The sequence below is a fragment of the Marinobacter sp. 1-4A genome, assembly GCF_016597725.1.
In the GTDB taxonomy this organism is placed as follows: domain Bacteria; phylum Pseudomonadota; class Gammaproteobacteria; order Pseudomonadales; family Oleiphilaceae; genus Marinobacter.
Genome location: NZ_VCGY01000001.1, coordinates 102,988 through 122,911 on the forward strand (window position 1 = coordinate 102,988; position 19,924 = coordinate 122,911).

Sequence of the window (19,924 nt, forward strand, 5' to 3'; positions counted from 1 at the left end):
AAGCGCCGTCTAGGCGCCGATGCGGAATCAATCAAGCAGGGGTTTTCTGCCGCGGAACGCATGGGTGAGAGTAAAGCCGTCAACGTATCCAAGCTCGCCGCCCACTGGTATGCCGTGGGCAAGCCGCGTGATGAGAATATCGGAGCCGTCGAGCCGGTCAGAAATATAATGGGCCGTTGCTTCGCCTTCGACCGTAGGGTTGGTCGCAAGAATAAGCTCGGTAACACCTTCTGAGCGCACCCGGCGCAAGAGCCGTTCGATACCGATTTCATCGGGGCCAACGCCATCAATAGGTGACAGATGCCCCATCAAAACAAAATAACTGCCTTTGTAATCGCCCGCCTGTTCAATAGCCAACAAATCCGACGGGCTCTCTACTACGCAGAGCGTACCGTTGCTGCGAACAGGGTTCTCACAAATTCCACACACTTCGGTGTCGGAAAAGTTCTGGCAACTCTCGCAACGACGAACCCCCTCCATGGCATTACTCAACGCATCCGAAAGCCGGGTACCACCGGAACGGGCGCGTTCAAGCAGGTGAAAGGCCATGCGTTGGGCGGTCTTCTGGCCCACACCCGGCAAACACCGGAGGGATTCAACGAGTTCATCAACCAGCGGGCTGAACGCCATGAAACATCCTCTTCAAACAGCAGGTTAGGAACTAACTTTAAAAAGGCATCTTGAAGCCGGGCGGCATACCCAAACCAGACATCATGCCCGACATTGCATCTTTCTGATTGGCCTCCACCCTGCGCACGGCATCGTTAACAGCCGCAGCCAGCAAGTCTTCCAAAACATCTTTTTCTTCTGTCATCAAAGATGGATCGATCTCTACCCTGCGAACATCGTGGCGACCATTCATGGTGACTTTTACCATGCCAGCGCCGGATTCACCGACAATTTCCGCTTTTGCCGCCTCTTCCTGAGCTTTCTGCATTTCTTCCTGCATCTTTTGGGCCTTTTTCATCAGCCCGCCCATATCGTTCAGCATTTGTTATCTCCTACTTGTCTGTGTTGGACGATCGCTTATCGGCTTAATACTGTCTTCGACTACCCGCGCCTCAAACCGTTCCACAATCGATCGTACAAATGGATCATTGCGAATAGAGTCCTCCGCCGCGCTTTGGCGTATTTTGCGCTGGCGCTCTTCATAAGCGGCTGGCGTGTTGGGGCCGGGATCACCCTGCTCTATCTTTAACTGAATGGCGTCGCCAAAGCGATTTCTCAAGGCAGCCACAATTTTTTCTTCGTGTCTGTCGTTCAACAAACGGGCATGGCCTTCGTCGATTAACAGCGTGATGGTGTCGTCGGCGCGAGACATAGCACCATGGCTGGCCAGATTACCCGGCATGCCGATAATTCCAAGGCTGCGAAAATCCCGCTCCCAGACGAACTCTCCATCTACAACCGGCGCCGGGACATCCTCAACCTGGTCTGCTGGAACTTCTGTTGGGGTTGGAGCTGGCTCAGCAGCTATCTCTGCCTGTGGCGCTTCTCCTGTCGCCCGCGCCACCTCGGGACCCGAGCTGGCCGTGGTGTTCGCGACGGGCTCGGGCTCGGGCTCGGGCTCGGGCTCGGAGTAATCTGGCTGCGACTCCGCTTGGGCATCAAGGCTGGCCAACCAGGCATCATCTATTGGTGCATCCGCGTAGCCCTGCGGCTCAGCTTGAACAGGTGCCTGCTCACTCTGAGCTAATTCAGGCTCTGGCTTTAGCTCAGGTTCAGGCTTCGGCTCTGGCTTTAGCTCTGGTTTTGTTTCAGCCGGTAAGGCGCTAGCAGCCTGTGATGGCTGTGTTGCAGTCGGCGCAGGCTCAGGTTCATCGCGGGATTCTCCCTCGGCTCCAGAACCCTCAGTACTCACGGCCGGTGGTGCGCGGCGATCAGAGCCGGGACGAAAAGCCAGCATGCGCAGCAGTGTCATCTCGAACCCCATGCGGGCATCGGGCGTAATCGCCAAATCTTTGCGGCCTATAAGTGCTGCCTGATAGAACAGCTGGGCATCTTCCGCACTGAGTTTGCGGGCCAGCGACTGAACTTGCGCGGCATCTCCGAGTGCATTGTCGGCACTACCCGGAACCACTTGTTCCATGGTGACTCTATGGAACAGCGACAGAAGATCCGCAAGTATAATGCTGTAATCCGGCGCAAAATCCGAGATACGGCTTATTTCCGCCAGCAAGGATGGGCCGTCCCGCTCTACCAACGCATTAACTATCCGCTCAATATCCCGTTGATCAATCGTACCCAGCATGCTGCTGACATCGCTGGCAGAAAGCTTCTGGTTACCGAACGCAATAGCCTGATCTGTAAGGCTCAGGGCGTCCCGCATACTGCCGTCGGCAGCGCGAGCCAGCAGCCAAAGCGCAGGCTCCTCAAAAGGAATATTTTCAGCAGTAAGAACGTTCGTGAGGTGCCCGGCAACATGCTCAGGCGTCATACGCTTGAGATTGAACTGCAAACAGCGTGATAGAACCGTTACGGGTAACTTCTGGGGGTCTGTGGTGGCCAGCAAGAACTTCACGTGCTCTGGCGGTTCCTCAAGAGTCTTGAGAAATGCGTTAAACGACTGATTGGTAAGCATATGCACCTCGTCGATGAGGTACACCTTATAGCGGCCACGGCTGGGCGCGTACTGAACGTTATCCGTCAATTCACGCATGTCGTCCACGCCAGTGCGGGATGCCGCATCGATTTCAATCAGATCGACAAACCGGCCCTCCTGAATTTCCACACAACTGGAGCAAGTGCCACAGGGCCGTGGCGTAATACCGGTTTCACAATTAAGACAGCGGGCCAGCAAACGCCCAATGGTGGTTTTACCCACGCCCCGGGTGCCGGTAAACAGATAAGCGTGATGCAGGCGCTGGTTTTCCAGAGCGTGAATCAACGCCTGAAGAACGTGTTCCTGCCCCACCATATCTTCAAAGGTGCGAGGGCGCCATTTACGGGCAAGTACCTGATAGCTCATGATCCGCCAAATGCTGAGAAAAACGCCTGCAACTTTAGCATGGACAGGGAGTTATAAGAAGTTATAAGGGGCGAGGAGCAGAGCTTAAAATGGGGGCTATCGATAAGGAAATTCTGGGGGTGGCCCCACCAGCGACACTCCGGCACACAATTCCACCGCTGCGGCTGCTCCCTTCCGGGCCTGACCGGGTTCACGGTTTCATGTTGCGGAGGCACCAATGGAGCCACCATAACGGCGTTTCAGTACAAACTCCCTGAAAGCGGCGCGAATATTAACAAAAGGGTTTGCGGACTACAACGGCAAATCCTGGCACCCAACGTTTTGGCGCTAGATAAGAGCAGATAACGGCAGCGGAATAACATCCTGCCGAAACCAGCATGCAAGGCTGTAGCGGGTTCGATGGGCTTCAAGAACCTCATGGCGAATTTCTTCGCTCATAAACAGTGCAACCCTGCCCATTTCCGGCAATACGAGCCCGCACACCTCATTTTCGTTTTCTCTATTAAATATTCGAAGCGCTCCACCATCCAAAGCCTGCCAGTCATCATTCAGATAGAGCACCAAGCTTACGATGCGCGAAGCTCGACCCTGAAAGCTGTCCACATGGGCCCTATAAAAGTCACCAGGATGGTAAGTTGCGTAATGTGCTTCAAAACGCTTTAAGCCCAGAAACAAGCGCCGATTCAATTCTTCTCGCAGGCTTTCAAGAAAGCCGAACAGTGCAACCTGAGGCGACGACGTGCCCTGCAGCCAGGCAATTTTGTCGCGGCGAACTGAGCGATCCTGAATGGGAGCACTACCCCGCCCGACACCCGCTCTTTTGAGTGCATCGTTTTCATCAAGCACAACAATCTCACTCTGTAGAGAGTGTAAAAGCTCCGATCCCAGCCAAGGCGTAATATCAAAGCTCATCCAGCCCCATTCACTGAGCCCCCAAGCAAGTTCATCAAACCACGCCGTTTTATCCAATGACATTCCTTATAAATACAACATACCAGACTCGAAAACGCTGCCTGTAAGGCAGCCGCGCCTATTGTATGGTCAGCAGTCGCCCACAACACCGTTTTGATTTACTCTTTGAGTAAGCAGATGCACCTAAGCCTGGAACCGCGATCTATGTCTGAAAGCAGCAACAAGCCACTCTCACCTCTATCTCCGGGACAATGGTCTTTTACTCGCTGGAAAACCATCGGGCAGCTCGAAGCACTGGAGGTTCATCACCCACTGTTCGAGGCCACCGTATTTTTGCAAGGCGCGCACCTCACCCAGTTTGTTCCCAAAAATGAACCCAACTGGCTGTGGCTAAGCCCAAACGCTCGCTTCGAACCCGGCCGACCCATACGCGGCGGCATCCCAATATGCTGGCCTTGGTTCGGCGACCCTGAACGGAACGCGCCAGAAGTTCGCAAACGAGTAAAGACTAAAGGCGCCCATGGATTTGCACGAACGGCGCTTTGGAAACTGGAAAGCGTAAATGAAAGCGCCCATGAGGTCGAAATAGCGCTGTCTCTGGAGGCCAACAGGGATTTTACGAACGTTTGGAGTGGTCACGCACTAGCCCTACTCACGTTCAGCTTTTCTGTGCGCGGCTGCCAGCTTGCCCTCACCACCACAAACCTAGGTAGCGAACCACTCTCCTTTAGTCAGGCGCTACATACCTACCTGCCAACTACTGACATTACCCGCTCAAGGGTATTAGGTTTAGGCCACAGCAATTACATCGACACCCTAAAAAACTGGGAATACTGCGCCCAAGACGGCCCGGTGTATTTTGAGGGCGAAACCGATCGAATCTACGAAAACGGCGAACCGATGGTAGTAGTCGCACCCGAATCCTCCCGCAAACTGACTTCTGTGGGGAGCGACTCCACAGTCGTGTGGAACCCCGGCCCCGACAAAGCTAAAACCTTGAGCGATTTTCCCGACACTGCCTGGCAGACAATGCTGTGTGTCGAAACTGCCAATGCCGCCAGCGATTACCTTGTGCTTAATGAGGGGCAAAGCCACACACTCGGAGTACTTATCGGGCGCGGTTGAGACTGGCTACACACAAGAGCGCTGGCCTGAGCGCAGACCTGATTGACTCGGTAGAACTCGAAAATCTGGCAAGCATCTATTTATGGCGCTACCCGGAGCTGAACATCAGCATTCTGCGCCCTTGCAATATTGTGGGCCCGAGTGTGCGCAACACCATGGGCAAGTTACTCTACAGCCCTCTCGCGCCGGTGATGGCCGGATTCTCGCCCATAGCTGAGCTTTAGCTGCATCCGGTAGTTGCACAGAACCGCTGGCCACCTCAAACTATACCTATCCATGGAATAGGCAGGTTGCATGCTTCCAGATCTAAGCGTGATAAGCCACGGCGCGGCGGCCGTGGTGTTCGCAATACTCGCAGTGCTTGTAGGTACTCGCTACCTAAGGCGTGATATCGACCGGGCCCTGTTTCTAGCGGCCGTTGTGAGTATGCTGTGGGCATCCACTCTGGTTACCCAAAGCATTTGGGGGCAACCCGGATTTTTTGTTCGCTACTTGCTTGAGATTCTTCGCGACACATCTTGGATTCTCCTGCTTTTCGCTATGCTGCGAGACACCTTCCGGCAGGGGCTCCTTAGCGGCAAAATCAAAAAATTTCTTGGCATAGCAACAGCCGTTCTGATTGTCACCTTACTTGCGCTTGGCAGCCTAGAGTTTATTTTTGACTTCGCATTGGTAAACGGAAAAACCAAGCTCATAGGCCAGATTGCCCTCTCACTTCTCGGCATTTCTTTAGCAGAACAGATTTGGCGGAACGCGCCCACCTTTGGCCGCTCCAGCATGAAATACCTGTGCATTGGCACCGCTACAATCTTTATTTTTGATTTTTTCATGTACGCCGACGCACTGCTGTTCGGCTCAATCGCCGATTCGTTCTGGAACGCACGGGGATTTGTTAACGCGGCATTGATGCCACTGTTCGCAGTAAATGTTGTTAACACCCGCAAACAACCCATCGATTTTCAGCTATCACGCTCGGCGGTGTTCCACGCCAGCACGCTGATAATGGCAGGCGCATACCTGCTACTGCTTTCTGTAAGTGGCTATTACGTTCGCATACTCGGCGGCAGCTGGGGGGAAGCCCTGCAAGTACTACTATCGACCGTTGCGCTGGTATTTCTCACAACACTGATGTTCTCCCAGCGCATCCGCGCCAAACTCATGGTTCTAATCAGCCAGAACTTCTTCGACTATAAATACGATTACAGGGAAGAATGGCTAAAACTAACGAAAGAACTGGCAGACCTTAGTGACGAGCCCCCTCTCCCCAAGCGGGCAATCCGAATTCTTTCTGATTTGGTCGAAAGCAATGCAGGCGCAATCTTTCTCAAAAGCGAGCTGGGGCCCTACACGTTAAAGGAGTCCACTAATTTTGCCACCCCGCGATACACCAGCATCGACCAGGACGCAGAGCTGGTGCGCTTTTTTGCCCAGAAAGAATGGATTGTAAACCTCGATGACTACAAAGAAGACCCGGTAAGCTACGACTTACTGGAAATACCAGACGCCATCGCCAAAGCCCCGGATGCCTGGTTGATTATTCCGCTGTACCTAAGCAACGAACTCTATGGCATCGCGGTTATCGGCCACCCCTATGCAAGAGTGGATCTAAACTGGGAGAACTTCGACCTAATCAAAGTCGTGGCGCGGCAAACATGCAACCTGCTGGCACAGGCTGATGCACAGAATAGGCTATCTCGAGCCATGCAATTCGAAGCCGTCAGCAAAGCCTCCGCATTTATGGTGCATGACCTCAAAACGGTGATCGCACAATTGTCGCTGCTGGTAAACAACGCTGAAAAGCACAAGAGCAACCCGGCCTTTATTGATGACATGATCAGCACCACAGACCACGCCGTGCGCAAGATGACCAACCTTGTAGACCATATTCGCAAACCAGCACAAGACAGCATGGATAACACCCAGAAGCTGGACCTAACCAACCTTGTAAGCGGGCTTATTGAGCATTACAGCAAACGAAACCCGCCACCGAAGCTCGAAGGCGCCCAGCCACGAATAATCGTAAAGGCCGACCCAGTGCAACTAAAAAGTGTTTTGGGCCACCTCATACAAAACGCCCAAGACGCCACACCACCCGATGGCGAGGTCAACCTTTCCCTAAAGATTGCCACAGGCAATGTTGTACTGTTTATTCAAGACTCAGGTTGTGGGATGAGTGAAGATTTTATTAGCAATCGACTGTTCAAGCCCTTCGAAAGCACCAAAGGGCTTACTGGCATGGGGATTGGCGCATATCAGGCCCGCGAATATTTACAGAAGCTGGGTGGAACCATCGATGCCACGAGCGAACCTGGCGTAGGCTCCTGTTTTTCTGTACGGATACCGCTAGCGGAAACATCGGCTCACGGTAACCAAACCAATAAACACTTAATTGTCGACTTGCCAAACCCACCGGAACCCGTCAATTAACCGACATTTCAAACCTCTGAACAAATCGATCATTGCAAAGTGTCAATGTTCAGTTAAGAATTGAATATACTTGGAACACCGAAACAAAGGACTTGTTGCTGCTGTGACTAGACGACTCTTAATAGTAGAAGACGATCCCGGCCTGCAAAGCCAGATGCGCTGGTGTTTCAGCGACGATCTGGACGTTACGGTTGCGTCAGACCGAGAAGCCGCCCTCACTGCGCTGCGGCGGGAAGAACCCCATGTAGTAACGCTGGATCTTGGCCTACCCCCCGACCCCGGCGGTGCAACTGAAGGTTTTGCGCTATTAGAAGAAATTCTTCGGCTTGCACCGTCAACCAAGGTGATTGTTGTAACCGGCCGAGAAGATAAAGAAAACGCCGTGATAGCGGTAGGCATGGGCGCTTCCGACTTTTATCAAAAGCCTCTGGACGCAGACATTCTAAAGTTTGTGGTCAACAGAGCCTTTCGTTTGGCTGAGCTTGAACAGGAAAATCAAAAACTTTCTCAACAAAGCAACGGCACCAACATCAAAGGCATAATCGCTGCCAGCCCGCAAATGATGGGTGTTTGTCGCACGCTGGAGAAAGTTGCACCTACTGACGTAACCACACTTATCATTGGCGAAACCGGCACAGGAAAAGAACTTCTCGCCCGCGCCTTGCACGATCTTAGCCCCAGAGCCGGCAATGCTTTCGCAGCCATAAATTGCGCTGCTATCCCCGAAAACCTGCTTGAAAGCGAGCTTTTCGGGTTCGAGAAAGGGGCATTCACCGGCGCCACACAAGCCAAAAAGGGCAAAATTGAAAGCGCCAACGGCGGCACTCTGTTCCTTGATGAAATTGGCGACATGCCAATGGCGTTGCAATCCAAACTGCTGCGTTTTCTGCAAGAGCGGGTTGTCGACCGAGTGGGATCGGTCAAACCCATCCCCGTGGATGTTCGGGTAGTGTGCGCAACACACCAAAAACTCGCGCAACTGATTGAGAACGGCGACTTTAGAGAGGACCTGTATTACCGAATCAGCGAAATCACCCTCGACGTACCCGCCCTAAGGGAGCGCGACGGCGATGCGCTGGTTATTGCCCAATCGCTACTAAAATCCCTCGGCAAGCAGATGGACCGGCAAAACCTTACATTCTCGGAAGATGCTGTTAACGCCATCAGCAGCTATTCCTGGCCCGGCAACGTGCGCGAAATGATCAACAAAGTGAAACGGGCCACCATCATGGCGGATGGCAAACGCATAACCAGTGAGGATCTAGAGCTGCCCGAGTGCGACCAGCCCGGTGCAAGCCATCTCAACCTCCGTCAGGTACGAGAGCAAGCCGAAAGTAGAGCCATTATCCAGGCGCTTCAAACCAGTGGTTTCAACATGACACAGGCCTCCCGGCTTCTAGGCGTCACCCGTCCGACTCTCTACAACCTAACCGACAAATATAACATCGACACATCGGCAGAAGCTCCGGAAGTCTAAGTTAACTTCTCAGCACACGATGGCCGCGAACAGCTCAAGGAGCAGGTTTACATGATTAGAATTCAAACAAAAACGAAGACACTTCCCCGGCTGATACTGGCAAGCAGCATGCTGCTTGCGTTTCCACTGTTCTCTGGTTGCAGCAACGGCCCGGACTCGTCGGAAGCGCTCTCGCATATTACCCGCGCAGAAACCTACTCCGAACAAGGGCAATTCCGCTCCGCCCTGCTTGAAGTAAAAAACGCCATCCAAAAAGATCCCAACAATGTTGAGCACATTGTGCGCTTGGCCGACCTATACCTGCAGGTAGGAGCAGCGAAATCCGCCTCAGAGCTTCTTGAACCATGGATGCAGGAAAAGCCCGAAGCAGTAGCTCTTACGTTAGCCCGCGCTTATGTGGAACAGGGCAAGCACCTATCGGCAACTGAAACCCTCGCTCTGCACACCCCTGAAACACCGGAAGATCAGCTTGAAGCATCGCTTATTCGCGCAGAGGCCTTGCGCAGATCTGGTGAAGTAACTGAGGCTCTTGCGCTATTCAATAATTTGCGGGCAAGCAATGCTTCTAACACTGAAGCAATAACCGGTACTCTCAAAGCGCTAATCAATCTTGGCAAACACACCCAAGCCATAGAGACCGCCGATGACTGGCTCACAAAAAATGATAAGGCACCCGAGGTTCTATATTGGAAAGGTCTGGCCCAGTATCAGCTAAACCAGCTGGAACAAGCATCAGCCACGCTCACGGATGCGGTAGGCGAAATGCCAACCTCGGATGTTTTCTTGCCCATACGCCGAAACGTGCTGTCCGCCCTCTCCCGGGTGCTCACAGAACAGGGCAAAATTACGGAAGCCCAGATTTATAACCACATCTTGGCGGAGAACAGCAACACCAGTGCGCGTGAACAAGGCGAAGCCGTTATGGCAGCCCTAAAAGAACGCGATTTTGAAGAAGCGAAAACAATCCTGCGAGACAGCCTCAAGCTAGACCCGGAGAACGAGCAAGCAGCCATGCTGCTCGGAGCGATTTCCGCAGGTACTGGAGAGCTTGACGAAGGCACGCAGTTACTTACAGAAAATCTAGACCCAGAAACCACTCCTACCCAGTTTATCCGAGCCGCCACAATGGCCCAGATAGATAGCGGAGATAGAGAAGCCGCCCTAAAAACGCTAGACCGTGCCATACAGGCTCGCCCGAACGACAACGAGCTGTTGGCCATGCATGGCATATTGGCGCTTAGCCTTCCCGATTACGAAAGTGAAGGCATTGCCAGCCTCAGCAAAGCCATCAGCAATCAGCCCGAGCGAGTACGCTTTAGACTGGCACTAGCGAGACACTATTTACAAAAGGACAACCCCGAACAGGCACTTGGCCAGTTGCGAATGGCGTTCACAACCAACCCTTCAGACTGGGCCACCACTGGCACGTACCTCAGCGTACTCATCCAGCAAGGAGAAAAACAGGAAGCTGGCGAAATTCGCGACTCGTTGCTTAACGGGTATGGGAACGAACCTCGCGCAGTATTACTGGCGAGCCTTGTAGATACTCAGCTAGGAAACCCAGAGGCTGCAACAAAGCGACTGGAAAAGCTGGTCAACGAAAGCCCGCAACTACAGGAACCTAAAGTTGCACTGGCGAGCCTTTATACGCAATCCGGACAAACAGATCAGGCGGTCAGCCTACTGATTGACGCCGCAACGCTAACACCAGATGTAATTCGCCCTTTGCAGCAAGCTGGCCGGGTCTACGCCCAGAACCATACCTTGGCTGAAACCATAAGCTGGTTAGAAAATGTAGCCGAAACTCGCCCTGAGTTAGAACGTAATAGCGACGTTCTCTTAGCATTGATTGCAATAAACCAGAGCAAGTTGTCAGACGCCAGAGCAACTCTCTCTAAATGGAAAGACACCGAGTTCGGCCCCGTGAAGCTCGCCTATGGCCAACTGTTACTCGCCGAAACCAAGGCTGCTATACGCGATAAGGAATGGCCCCAAGCCCGAGCAAAAGCGGCAGAAGCCATTGCTCTAGACCCGAAAAACATAGGGTTTGCACTCTTGCCAGCGGTAATCGCCCAAATGGAGGGAAAACTGGAAGACGCCTTCTCGGCAGTGGATGCTGTAGAGAAGACCCACGGAGAGCTCCCAGCCATTATTCTTTCGCGCGCAAGGTTGCTACAACAGCAGAAAGATTCAAAAGCCGCCTACGACTACCTTTCTGAAAAATGGCAAACTACTAAAATAACTCAATTGGTGCCGTCCCTAATTGGACTGGCGAAGGAAGAAGCTCCCGACACTGTGGGCGACCTGACAAAGCAATGGGTTTACGTGACCCCACAAAATCTTGCAGCTCACTTAGCAAGAGCGGACTGGCTCCTGACTAACGGCCAAGAAGCAGCCGCCGTAAATCACTACGAACAAGTACTCGCTAAGCAGCCCAATACTGTTGCAGCATTGAACAACCTCGCTTGGGCACTACGCAACCAAAACCCTGAGCGCGCCGTGAGGCTCGCCAGACAAGCGAGCGAACTAGCACCTAACAGCCCTGCGGTATTGGATACCTATGGCTGGGTTCTTCACCTGGCAGGAAACCATATGGAGGCAAAAGCAGCCATCGAAAAAGCCTTAGAACTTGCCCCAGGCAACGCTGAGATTGAACAACATCTTGAGGCAGTTAACACGTCCATGTAGAAAACCTCGACCGCCCAGTTGGGCTCCAATATATAAATTGCCTGAAGCATTAAAGCTTCAGGCAATCGCTCTTAAAGACCGTCGATTTTTTTTACACACACAACAAAAAATCAAGTTATTAGTCATGAAAATCATAGCCTTGAAAACATGGCACGATAATCGCTTTAGGTATCCGTAGGTTCGGGTAGTACCGGCCAAAAGCCAAACCACCTGTGAAGGTGGGACGGAAAGCCAAGGATCTCAAAGTTAATGAGACAGCCTGGTTGCAAAGCAAACTATATGGAATTAGAGCTAAACAACCGGAGTACACATGAACAAACTATCGAAAGGGTTTATTGGTGCAGCGCTTCTCAGCATTTCAAGCGCCGCGCTCGCCGTACCCATGTTGGGGGGCATCAGCTTCTCATCACTGCCAGGAAACGGGTTCACCTTTAACTCAACAACAAATCAGTTTGATTTCGACCCTGGTATCAATTCGAGCGTGAATAACACTTCAGGTGACTTCGCAAACTACTTTGCGAACGGAGATTCTGCTCAGTTTTACGATTTCACTTATGCGCCCTTCGCAGGCCCCCAAACTATTTGGGATGCCACCGCGACGGTTGGCCCAAACAACGGTACAGCACTGTCATTCATCCTGAATAACGCCAGTGTTGACTACGAAACTAACAACCTTGTTGTTATTAGTGGGTCTGGCACTCTAACTGACGGCGTTGAGTCAGTTTTGGGCTCTTGGAACATTACTGCCAACCAGGCAGGCGGAGCTTTCAGCTGGTCTTCATCTACAGCGGTACCTGAACCAGGCACGCTGGCACTGTTGGGCCTTGGCCTTGCAGGACTTGGTGCAGCTCGTCGTCGTCAGAAATCTTGATCTCGGCAAGTTAGAAAAAAGCCAGCTTCGGCTGGCTTTTTTGTTTTGAACTTTAGCTTTATGTATAGGTCTTAGGCAGTATCTTGTGAACAGCACCCAGTGAACTGGCTAGTAGTCTGGCGGATAAACAATGTTAAGGAAAACACTCAACAACTTACCCCTCTCCAGACCTTATCTAGTCGTCACAGTCGTTGCGCTACTAATTTTCTACCCAACCTGGATACGGCTCGCACAAGCTTGGCTTGAGTTTGAGCAAGTTCTCGCTCATGGCCTTGCGACAGCTATTATTTACCTTGGCCTGCTGATCATTCACCCGCCTGCAGCTATCGAGCGCCATACGCTATCGAAGCCCTATCATCTTGCGGGTGCCGTTCTACTGGTTGCCACAACCTTGGCTTGGGCACTCCTTGAATTGGTTCGCATCGATACTCTGGCTTATCTGCTGCTTCCAGTCGGGTTAATCACCACAGCCTGGGCACTTCTGGGACTACCAAGAACACTAACCTTTGTTCCCTACGCACTGCTTTTATCGCTATCACTGCCAATTTGGGCAGACCTAGTTCCAGCGCTTGTAGAAATTGCCAGCGTCGTTGTCGGAACCTGGGTGAGCTGGTTTGGCATGACAGCTCTCATAGAAGGCAACAGCATTACCCTGCCCTACGGTCGCCTAATTATCGCAGACGGGTGCTCAGGTATACGCTATTTCGCAATTTCCGTCTTGCTGGCCATGATGACATCCATTCTGAACGACTACCGCTGGCGCGGTTGGCTAACCACCCTAATGGTCGCCGCTTTACTTGGGCTTATCGCAAATTGGGTGCGAATCACCATCTTGGTCGTCGTCGCCTACGAAACTAACATGCAAAGCGAGATGCTCGCAGATCACGAAACCATGGGCTGGGTCGTTTTTGGCGCCTTCATTATTCCGGCCTTGTACTTTTCCCCAGTCCGAAGGCGCATTACGAAAGAAAGCCCGCTTAATGGCCGCCTTTACAAAAAAGGTATCCTTGCGGTTGCAGTAGCCGTAGCTCTTGGCCCACTGGCACTTTTGCTGATCCAAAACACCGCCAACCAAAAGCCTGAATGGACCATTACACCACCGGAATTTCGTCAAACCCAAACCGGAAAACTTCCCCTGCCTATCGCCCTTCCGGATACTCTAAATGAGCAGATCTGGCAGTCCGGGACTATGTGGATATCCTTCGCACAGAGCCAAAAAGCAAACCCTGATGAGAAGCTCGTACCCTATCTACCAAAGCAATTCGACACCTCAGTTTGGCACGTGGAAGCCCAACTGGAACCCGGCCTGAGTGTTTATCGAAATATCCTAAGCCGAGATAGAGTTCTTATGGCCCAATGGTACAGAGTGGGCTCAAAAAAGAGCTGGAGTTACCGCAACGCAAAACTACTCCAGATCCCCGCCACCCTTGCAGGCGAAACACGGTTTGCCGTTGTTACCGTTCAAACACTCTGCGGCCCTCGAGATTGCACCACCCTGCTCCCCAAAATGCACACCGTAATGGCTTCGATTCAAGCCAAACATAATTGAACTCGCACCCAGTTAACATTATTTAACAAAATTTACATCTTCATTTTTCCCTAACTTCTCTCCAACTCTCTGTTTTGTTTCCGATCATCTATTCGGATTGTCCACAGAACTACCTCGCAGATGAAATGTGCTGTAGGCGTTATCTCAACTATAATAATTGTGTAATTACTGAACAATCTGGCAGGAAGCTGTAAAGAAAGGCCCAATAAACTCACCGACTAACTGTGGAAGCGCCAGTGGACAGTACCTCTATAAAGTCTGCACTCGCCGAATGGGCAGCCATTCTTGGTGAATCGGGCGTCATCGCGGCAGGCCCAAAAGATTTCGGTGCTTCTACTATGGGAGTGGAGCGTCACATTCCAGCTGTGCTTCGCCCAAAAACCAAGGAACAAGTGTCGGCAATACTTCAGGTGGCGCAAAGATGGCAGGTAGCCGTTTATCCGGTAAGCACAGGCAATAACTGGGGCTATGGCAGCGCCAACCCAACCGAAGACGGGTGCGTTATTATTGATCTCAGCCAACTCGACGGAATTTCAGATTTTGATCCTGAAATGGGCGTGGTTACGGTTCAACCGGGGGTAACCCAAGGCGCGTTGAGGGAGTTTTTAGACAGCCACGATGGCGATTACTTAGTCCCGGTAACCGGCGCAGGGCCCACTTGTAGCCTCCTTGGAAACGCCCTTGAGCGGGGCTACGGCATCACCCCCATTACCGACCACTTTGCGGCAGTTACAAAAATCGAAGCCATATTGCCAGACGGCACGCTCTACCGAACGCCCCTCAGCGAGCTTGGTGGAGCGGAAGTGGACGGGCTGTTCAAGTGGGGCCTTGGCCCCTACCTCGACGGGCTTTTTAGCCAAGGAAATTTTGGCGTGGTGGTGAGCATCACCCTCGCTCTGGCGCCCGCACCTGAAACCGTAACGGCCTTTTTCTTTTCCACCAAAGACGATCCCAAACTGGAAGCCTTGGTACCGACCGTAAGAAATGTGCTACGAGCACTGAGCGGATCGGTCGTTGCCATTAACCTTCTCAATAGCCAACGCATGCTCTCAATGATGACGCCCTTCCCTGAAGATAAGGCAGTTGAAGGCGTTCTACCTGAAAACGTGGTCGAAGACTTAGCCCGCCGACATGGCGTACCAGCATGGAGCGGGGTGGGGGCAATTTATGCTTCAAAGGAAGTGGCCAAAGCGGCTCGGCGCACACTAAGGCGGCTCCTTGGCCCTGTTACCGACCGGCTTATATTCATCAACCAACGCAAAGTTGATATGGCCCAGAAGGCCGCCCGCCTGCTGCCGGGCAAGTTTGCCACCAAAGTACGAGGTATGGCGGATACGCTCTCCGGCGCGCTGCAAATCATGCACGGTACGCCAAACGATGTGGCACTCGCGCTGGCGTATTGGCGTTCAGGCGACTTACCGCCACCGGGGCAACCCAAAAACCCCGCACGGGATGGTTGCGGGCTCATTTGGTTTGCACCACTGGTTCCGATACGGGGAAAAGACGCACGCCGCTATATCGATATGATTGAACGTGTTTGCCCGCAGTACGGCATTAACCCACTCATAACACTAACTACAATAAACGATCGCTGTTTCGACTCTACTGTCCCCCTGCTCTTTGATCGTAAAGATGCAGAAGCGACCACACGAGCGAACGATTGTTATCGCGCGCTGTACCAAGAGGGGCAAAAGGAAGGCTTTCTACCCTACCGCCTAAACATCCACGCCATGGACATCCTCAATAACGGTAGCCTTGGGTTCTCAGAGCTTTCCAGCCAACTCAAAGCCGCCATCGACCCAAACTCAATCCTAGCACCCGGGCGTTACGTTCCCAGTACTAAGCGTACCGAGCTTTAACGAGGTTCTCTATATGCCAACAGGCCAACAACTCAATGAAAACGTCAGCACCATCTTCAACTCCGTCTTCCACGTTGAGTTGGCGACGTCTCCAGAAGTAGTTAACGAAGTTTTTGAAGTGAGATATCAGGTTTACTGTGTAGACCGGCATTTTGAAGACCCCGACTGCTTTCTTGATAAGCGGGAACACGATGAGTACGACGAGCGATCTGTTCACGCACTTATTCGCCACAAAAAAACGGGCGATAGCGTTGCCACTGTTCGTCTTGTGATGGCTGGCGACAACCCTGAGCAGGCCGACTTCCCCATGGAAGGCTGCATTAAACACATGAGCCGAGCAGCGCAGCAGGCCGTCGCCAATGCGCCGCGCAACCAAATCGCCGAGATATCAAGAATGGCTGTTAGCCGGGAGTTTCGGCGACGCCTCAACGAAGAACAAACCGTTTCAGGCATCAGCGACACCGCCTACTACTGTGACTCAGAAAATGGCAAACGGGCCATGCCATACATAAGCCTAGGGTTGTTCGCCGCTATTCTTCAAATGTCGGTCAAACACGGGATAACTCACTGGATGGCCGTAATGGAGCCAGCGCAACTGCGATTATTAAAACGATGCGGCGTGGAGTTTGATCATGTCGGCCCCATAATCGAGTACCACGGCCGCCGCAGACCAGCCTTCACGAGCGCAACCAAGCTGCTTGATGGCATAAAAAGACGCCGGCCAGATGTTTGGTCTTTGATAACCGATTCAGGACGATACTTACCAGACCAACCTAGTAACGGTCATACGATCAATGAGGTGCAGGCTGCGTAAGCACTGCACAATCAAAAAAGCCCCCGTTTTTAAGCGGGGGCTTTGTTTTTAGGCGTACAACTTAAACGTTATGACTTTTCAGCTTTCTTCCTGCGTGAAAAACCAAGACCTGCGAGGCCCATTCCTAGTAGGGCTAAGGTGCCGGGTTCGGGGACATACTCTACCGCAGTGATTCTGAAGCTTGTCTGGAAGTTATTGACAGCACTTTCTTCGGTCACGAGCCCCACACACCCACTGGGAGCGCCCGCTGCGAAACAGCTAGGGTCACCCAAGGTAGTCAGGCCAGCCAACGCCAGATATAGCGTGTACGTGTAACCATCATAGTTAAATGACGAAGCAAACTCGTAGGTGCCATCTACAGTGAGCTCTGCGCCAGTCACGTCTGCAATGGTGAAAATATCAGCACAGTCGGGGCCAATTGGTTCTACACATGCGCCACCATTTGCAGTTTCTATGAAGAAACTGTTAAACGTTGTCGAAGCTGGAGGAAGCGACGGCGCAGACGGAGCGAACGGCGTCAATGTTAGTTCAGACGTCAAATCAAAGCTATCCAATGCCGTTCCTTCAGCGGGAAGAATGTTATTGGTGTGAGTGAATACTCCACCGTTTACAGAACCTCCACCCGTGATTAGCCCATTAACCGCATTGACATCGTTAATTGTAACCGATGACTGAGGCCCCGGACCAACGCCCCACTCGAGAAGGTTAGAGCCCTCTCCGTCGACACTACCAGTACCTCCAGTGTCAGTCACATTCTCAAACACGTTAGTGACGCTAAACCCCCAATCGGTAACCAAAGCAGCGCTGGCAGATTGGGCACCTAAAGCGAAAGGCACAATAAGGGATGATAAAAGCGTTCTTTTAAGGGACTTGTTCATTGTTGTATCTCCTTGAAAGTGGACGCTGGCAGCCGTACTTCGTGATCAGCACGTCAGCGCTAGGAGAAAACAAGCATCTTCTATGCCACGAGCAGGAATTGGTTAATTTTCAGCCATGTAAAGCGACCTATAACGATAGCTCAGCAGATCTGAGGCATAAGGTGTAAGTATCTTCGACGCACAGGCAGTATAAATATCCCGCCTGCGGCGGTATGTTGTTTTTTAAGGAAGATTTAGCCTTTCTTGAAAAAACAAAATGAACTAAAAGGACCCACCTTTAGAATTAAAAAGATTATTAAGATCCATAGAACGTAAATTCGCCGAAAAGTGCGTAAATTATGCTGACGCAATCAAAGCTAGAGCCGACAACATACCTGAGATTTTTGAGACCGACATAGAGCAGCTCCAAATATTTGCTATGCTAAATCCTTGGGATATTCCAAGAGTCAAGGAAGGGCAAAAATGTTGAAGCCAAACTCATTTCTTCTGCGTATCGAAAGGCATGATTATCAGCGCCCCGCCACTCACGCCCTCAACGCGCAGGCGTTTCTCCAACTGCAGGATCCCAATCCATTCTATATCCGCCACGAACCTCAGCAGTCCGGGGAGTTCAAGCTCTTCTTCGGCGAGAGAAAAGATAGCCAAGACATAGATTTCGACACGCCAATAAACGGAACTTCTATAACCTACTCTATTACAAGAAATAAGGTGATCGTCACATCTGACTTAATCGGCGCCGAACCAGTTTACTATAGATATAGCGGCTCAACGGTTCAAATATCAAACCGTTTGGAAAACTTGGTTAAAGAAAATGATTGCCCCGATTGGGTAGCCATTCATTGTTACCTATCGTTTGGTTACACATTAGGGGAAAGCTCGTTCTTCAAGAATATTTTTCAAACTCTGCCAAACCAAAGAATAGAGATTGACACAGAGTCTCTAGAGCTAAAGAAACTAGTTGCCGACTCAGCACCTCATGCAACGAATACGGAATCACTAGCAAGCAACACCAGAGCTGTCTCAAACCTACTTTATAACGTTATGCAGACCTACAGCCCCATGGTACTGATGACTTCAGCCGGCTGGGATTCCAGAGCTCTACTCGCAACTCAAAAGTCTCCAATCACTGCTGCTTACACCCACGGAGACATTTCCAGCCGGGAGTGCACTATTGCAAAAAAACTCACAGGCACTCTACGCATGGATCACTATTTCAAAGACGTGAAAGGGATGGTGATCGATACAAAGCTGCTCGATGAGATGCTAGAGCTTCACGGCCACTGCCTTTGGCCAATTTGGCACATATCCAGCAGATTTATATCAGAGACATTATGCTTACCCATCGCCAGCGGAGTGATTGGTGCCAGAATGGGTGGGCACAACGGCTTTCCCAGCATGGGCACTCGATTTCAGAAAATTATTAACTCCTTACACACTATAAACCCCAAAATAGTATCTAAAGAAAAAATAATAAACGACGTCAAGAAAAGCACGACAGCGCCTAAAAGCTTCTGGTTTACCAGTGACAAGGGAAGTAAGCTTTTCCGCGAGCTAGCAAATACAACAACAAAGAATATACACGACACTCTCGATAAGTACTTGAACGAGACAAATGACCTATCTTTTGCAATTGAAAAATTCAACTATGACCACATTAGTCGACAGTACATGATGAAACAGCCAATATTGGCTCAAGCCTTTCATGGTTACTACTCCCCCCTTAGCCATCCCGACCTTATAAAAACTGTATACAGTATTCCGTTCGATCAACGAATACAAAATAGATTAACCAAAGGTGTAATTTCAAAGCTCAACCCGGGTTTATTAAACTTCCCGATGGCGGCCACATTGACTCAAGCTAAACATTCGATTTTTACTCAGGAGGTTTCAAGAATATTACGCATACTTTTTGAAAAAACATTTTTTAAAATCAAAAAAAATCGCTCTAACTTTGGGTGGTTCAACTATGATCATCTTTACTCAACAGATTTTTTTGAAACCACGATAGAATCACTTAATTCAGACATTTGGTCTAAACACCGAATGCTTAATAGAATACCGAATAATCAAGTACATGGTATAGATGCAGGATCTACCATGGACATGATTTGTAAAATAAAGACAGTTGATTATCACTTATCCAAAGCCACGGTTAGCTTGTTAAAATCCCAGTTTTCGGCCACCACAACCACACTGAATAATAAAAGGAGATCAAAAGCAAAGACTCGATGACTTTTTTCGCGTTATCATCGAGGCCGCTTCAGATTCGCCCAGAAGACGAATGGAAAATGTTGCCCGACGGTCAGATAAAAGCCATAAAATGAGCCTAAACTGTAAACGCCTCATAGCTAGTTTT

At 51.1% G+C, this 19,924-nt stretch carries 14 protein-coding genes, 1 other RNA gene, 1 pseudogene and 1 riboswitch; of the genes and pseudogenes, 10 read left to right on the forward strand and 6 right to left on the reverse strand.

Annotated elements, in window-relative coordinates; genetic code table 11:
• Positions 1-27: 27 nt before the first annotated feature.
• From recR to FE845_RS00440, 5 genes are all read right to left on the reverse strand, one after another.
• Entirely contained in the window at positions 28-630 is a 603-nt protein-coding gene (gene recR, locus FE845_RS00420; RefSeq protein WP_200360741.1) for a recombination mediator RecR, read from the reverse strand.
• A gap of 37 nt (positions 631-667) precedes the next feature.
• Complete coding sequence (locus tag FE845_RS00425; RefSeq protein ID WP_200360743.1) at positions 668-991, reverse strand: YbaB/EbfC family nucleoid-associated protein; 324 nt, start codon at positions 989-991, stop codon at positions 668-670.
• A 3-nt stretch (positions 992-994) separates the two neighbouring features.
• The gene (gene dnaX, locus FE845_RS00430; RefSeq protein WP_200360745.1) at positions 995-2,968 is read right to left on the reverse strand and encodes a DNA polymerase III subunit gamma/tau; all 1,974 of its coding nucleotides are present in this window, start codon (positions 2,966-2,968) and stop codon (positions 995-997) included.
• Between the two features lie 123 nt (positions 2,969-3,091).
• Positions 3,092-3,188: signal recognition particle sRNA small type (gene ffs / locus FE845_RS00435), an RNA gene on the reverse strand.
• Between the two features lie 107 nt (positions 3,189-3,295).
• Positions 3,296-3,937 carry a 2OG-Fe(II) oxygenase gene (locus tag FE845_RS00440; protein ID WP_227713972.1) on the reverse strand — a complete coding sequence of 214 codons (642 nt, stop codon included), beginning with the start codon at positions 3,935-3,937 and terminating at the stop codon, positions 3,296-3,298.
• A 147-nt stretch (positions 3,938-4,084) separates the two neighbouring features.
• Between FE845_RS00440 and FE845_RS00445 the strand changes: the two genes are divergently transcribed.
• From FE845_RS00445 to FE845_RS00485, 9 genes and pseudogenes are all read left to right on the forward strand, one after another.
• On the forward strand, positions 4,085-5,005 hold the full coding sequence (locus FE845_RS00445; RefSeq protein WP_200360749.1) for a D-hexose-6-phosphate mutarotase: 921 nt from the start codon (positions 4,085-4,087) through the stop codon (positions 5,003-5,005).
• Complete coding sequence (locus FE845_RS00450) at positions 5,002-5,229, forward strand: hypothetical protein (RefSeq protein ID WP_227713973.1); 228 nt, start codon at positions 5,002-5,004, stop codon at positions 5,227-5,229. The genes FE845_RS00445 and FE845_RS00450 overlap by 4 nt, the downstream gene beginning before the upstream one ends.
• A 70-nt stretch (positions 5,230-5,299) precedes the next feature.
• Positions 5,300-7,432, forward strand: coding sequence for an XrtA/PEP-CTERM system histidine kinase PrsK (gene prsK / locus FE845_RS00455; RefSeq protein ID WP_200360750.1), 2,133 nt, complete (start codon positions 5,300-5,302; stop codon positions 7,430-7,432).
• Between the two features lie 103 nt (positions 7,433-7,535).
• Positions 7,536-8,909, forward strand: a complete 1,374-nt coding sequence (gene prsR, locus FE845_RS00460) for a PEP-CTERM-box response regulator transcription factor (protein ID WP_200360752.1) — start codon at positions 7,536-7,538, stop codon at positions 8,907-8,909.
• Between the two features lie 51 nt (positions 8,910-8,960).
• A complete protein-coding gene (locus tag FE845_RS00465) occupies positions 8,961-11,597 on the forward strand; it encodes a tetratricopeptide repeat protein (RefSeq protein WP_200360754.1) in 2,637 nt (878 codons plus the stop codon).
• Between the two features lie 190 nt (positions 11,598-11,787).
• Positions 11,788-11,868, forward strand: a riboswitch (cyclic di-GMP riboswitch).
• Positions 11,869-12,378: 510 nt separating this feature from the next.
• Positions 12,379-12,468, forward strand: a pseudogene (locus FE845_RS18950) (PEP-CTERM sorting domain-containing protein); the annotation flags it as partial.
• 130 nt (positions 12,469-12,598) lie between these two features.
• Entirely contained in the window at positions 12,599-14,017 is a 1,419-nt protein-coding gene (locus FE845_RS00475; protein WP_200360756.1) for an exosortase/archaeosortase family protein, read from the forward strand.
• A 236-nt stretch (positions 14,018-14,253) separates the two neighbouring features.
• A complete protein-coding gene (locus FE845_RS00480; protein WP_200360758.1) occupies positions 14,254-15,876 on the forward strand; it encodes an FAD-binding oxidoreductase in 1,623 nt (540 codons plus the stop codon).
• A gap of 13 nt (positions 15,877-15,889) precedes the next feature.
• Entirely contained in the window at positions 15,890-16,690 is an 801-nt protein-coding gene (locus FE845_RS00485; protein ID WP_200360760.1) for a PEP-CTERM/exosortase system-associated acyltransferase, read from the forward strand.
• 68 nt (positions 16,691-16,758) lie between these two features.
• Here the strand turns inward: FE845_RS00485 and FE845_RS00490 are convergent, their stop codons facing one another.
• Positions 16,759-17,568: a THxN family PEP-CTERM protein gene (locus tag FE845_RS00490; RefSeq protein ID WP_200360762.1), complete on the reverse strand. Its 810-nt coding sequence runs from the start codon at positions 17,566-17,568 to the stop codon at positions 16,759-16,761.
• Between the two features lie 462 nt (positions 17,569-18,030).
• Between FE845_RS00490 and FE845_RS00495 the strand changes: the two genes are divergently transcribed.
• Positions 18,031-19,800 carry a hypothetical protein gene (locus FE845_RS00495; protein WP_200360764.1) on the forward strand — a complete coding sequence of 590 codons (1,770 nt, stop codon included), beginning with the start codon at positions 18,031-18,033 and terminating at the stop codon, positions 19,798-19,800.
• Positions 19,801-19,924: the final 124 nt, after the last annotated feature.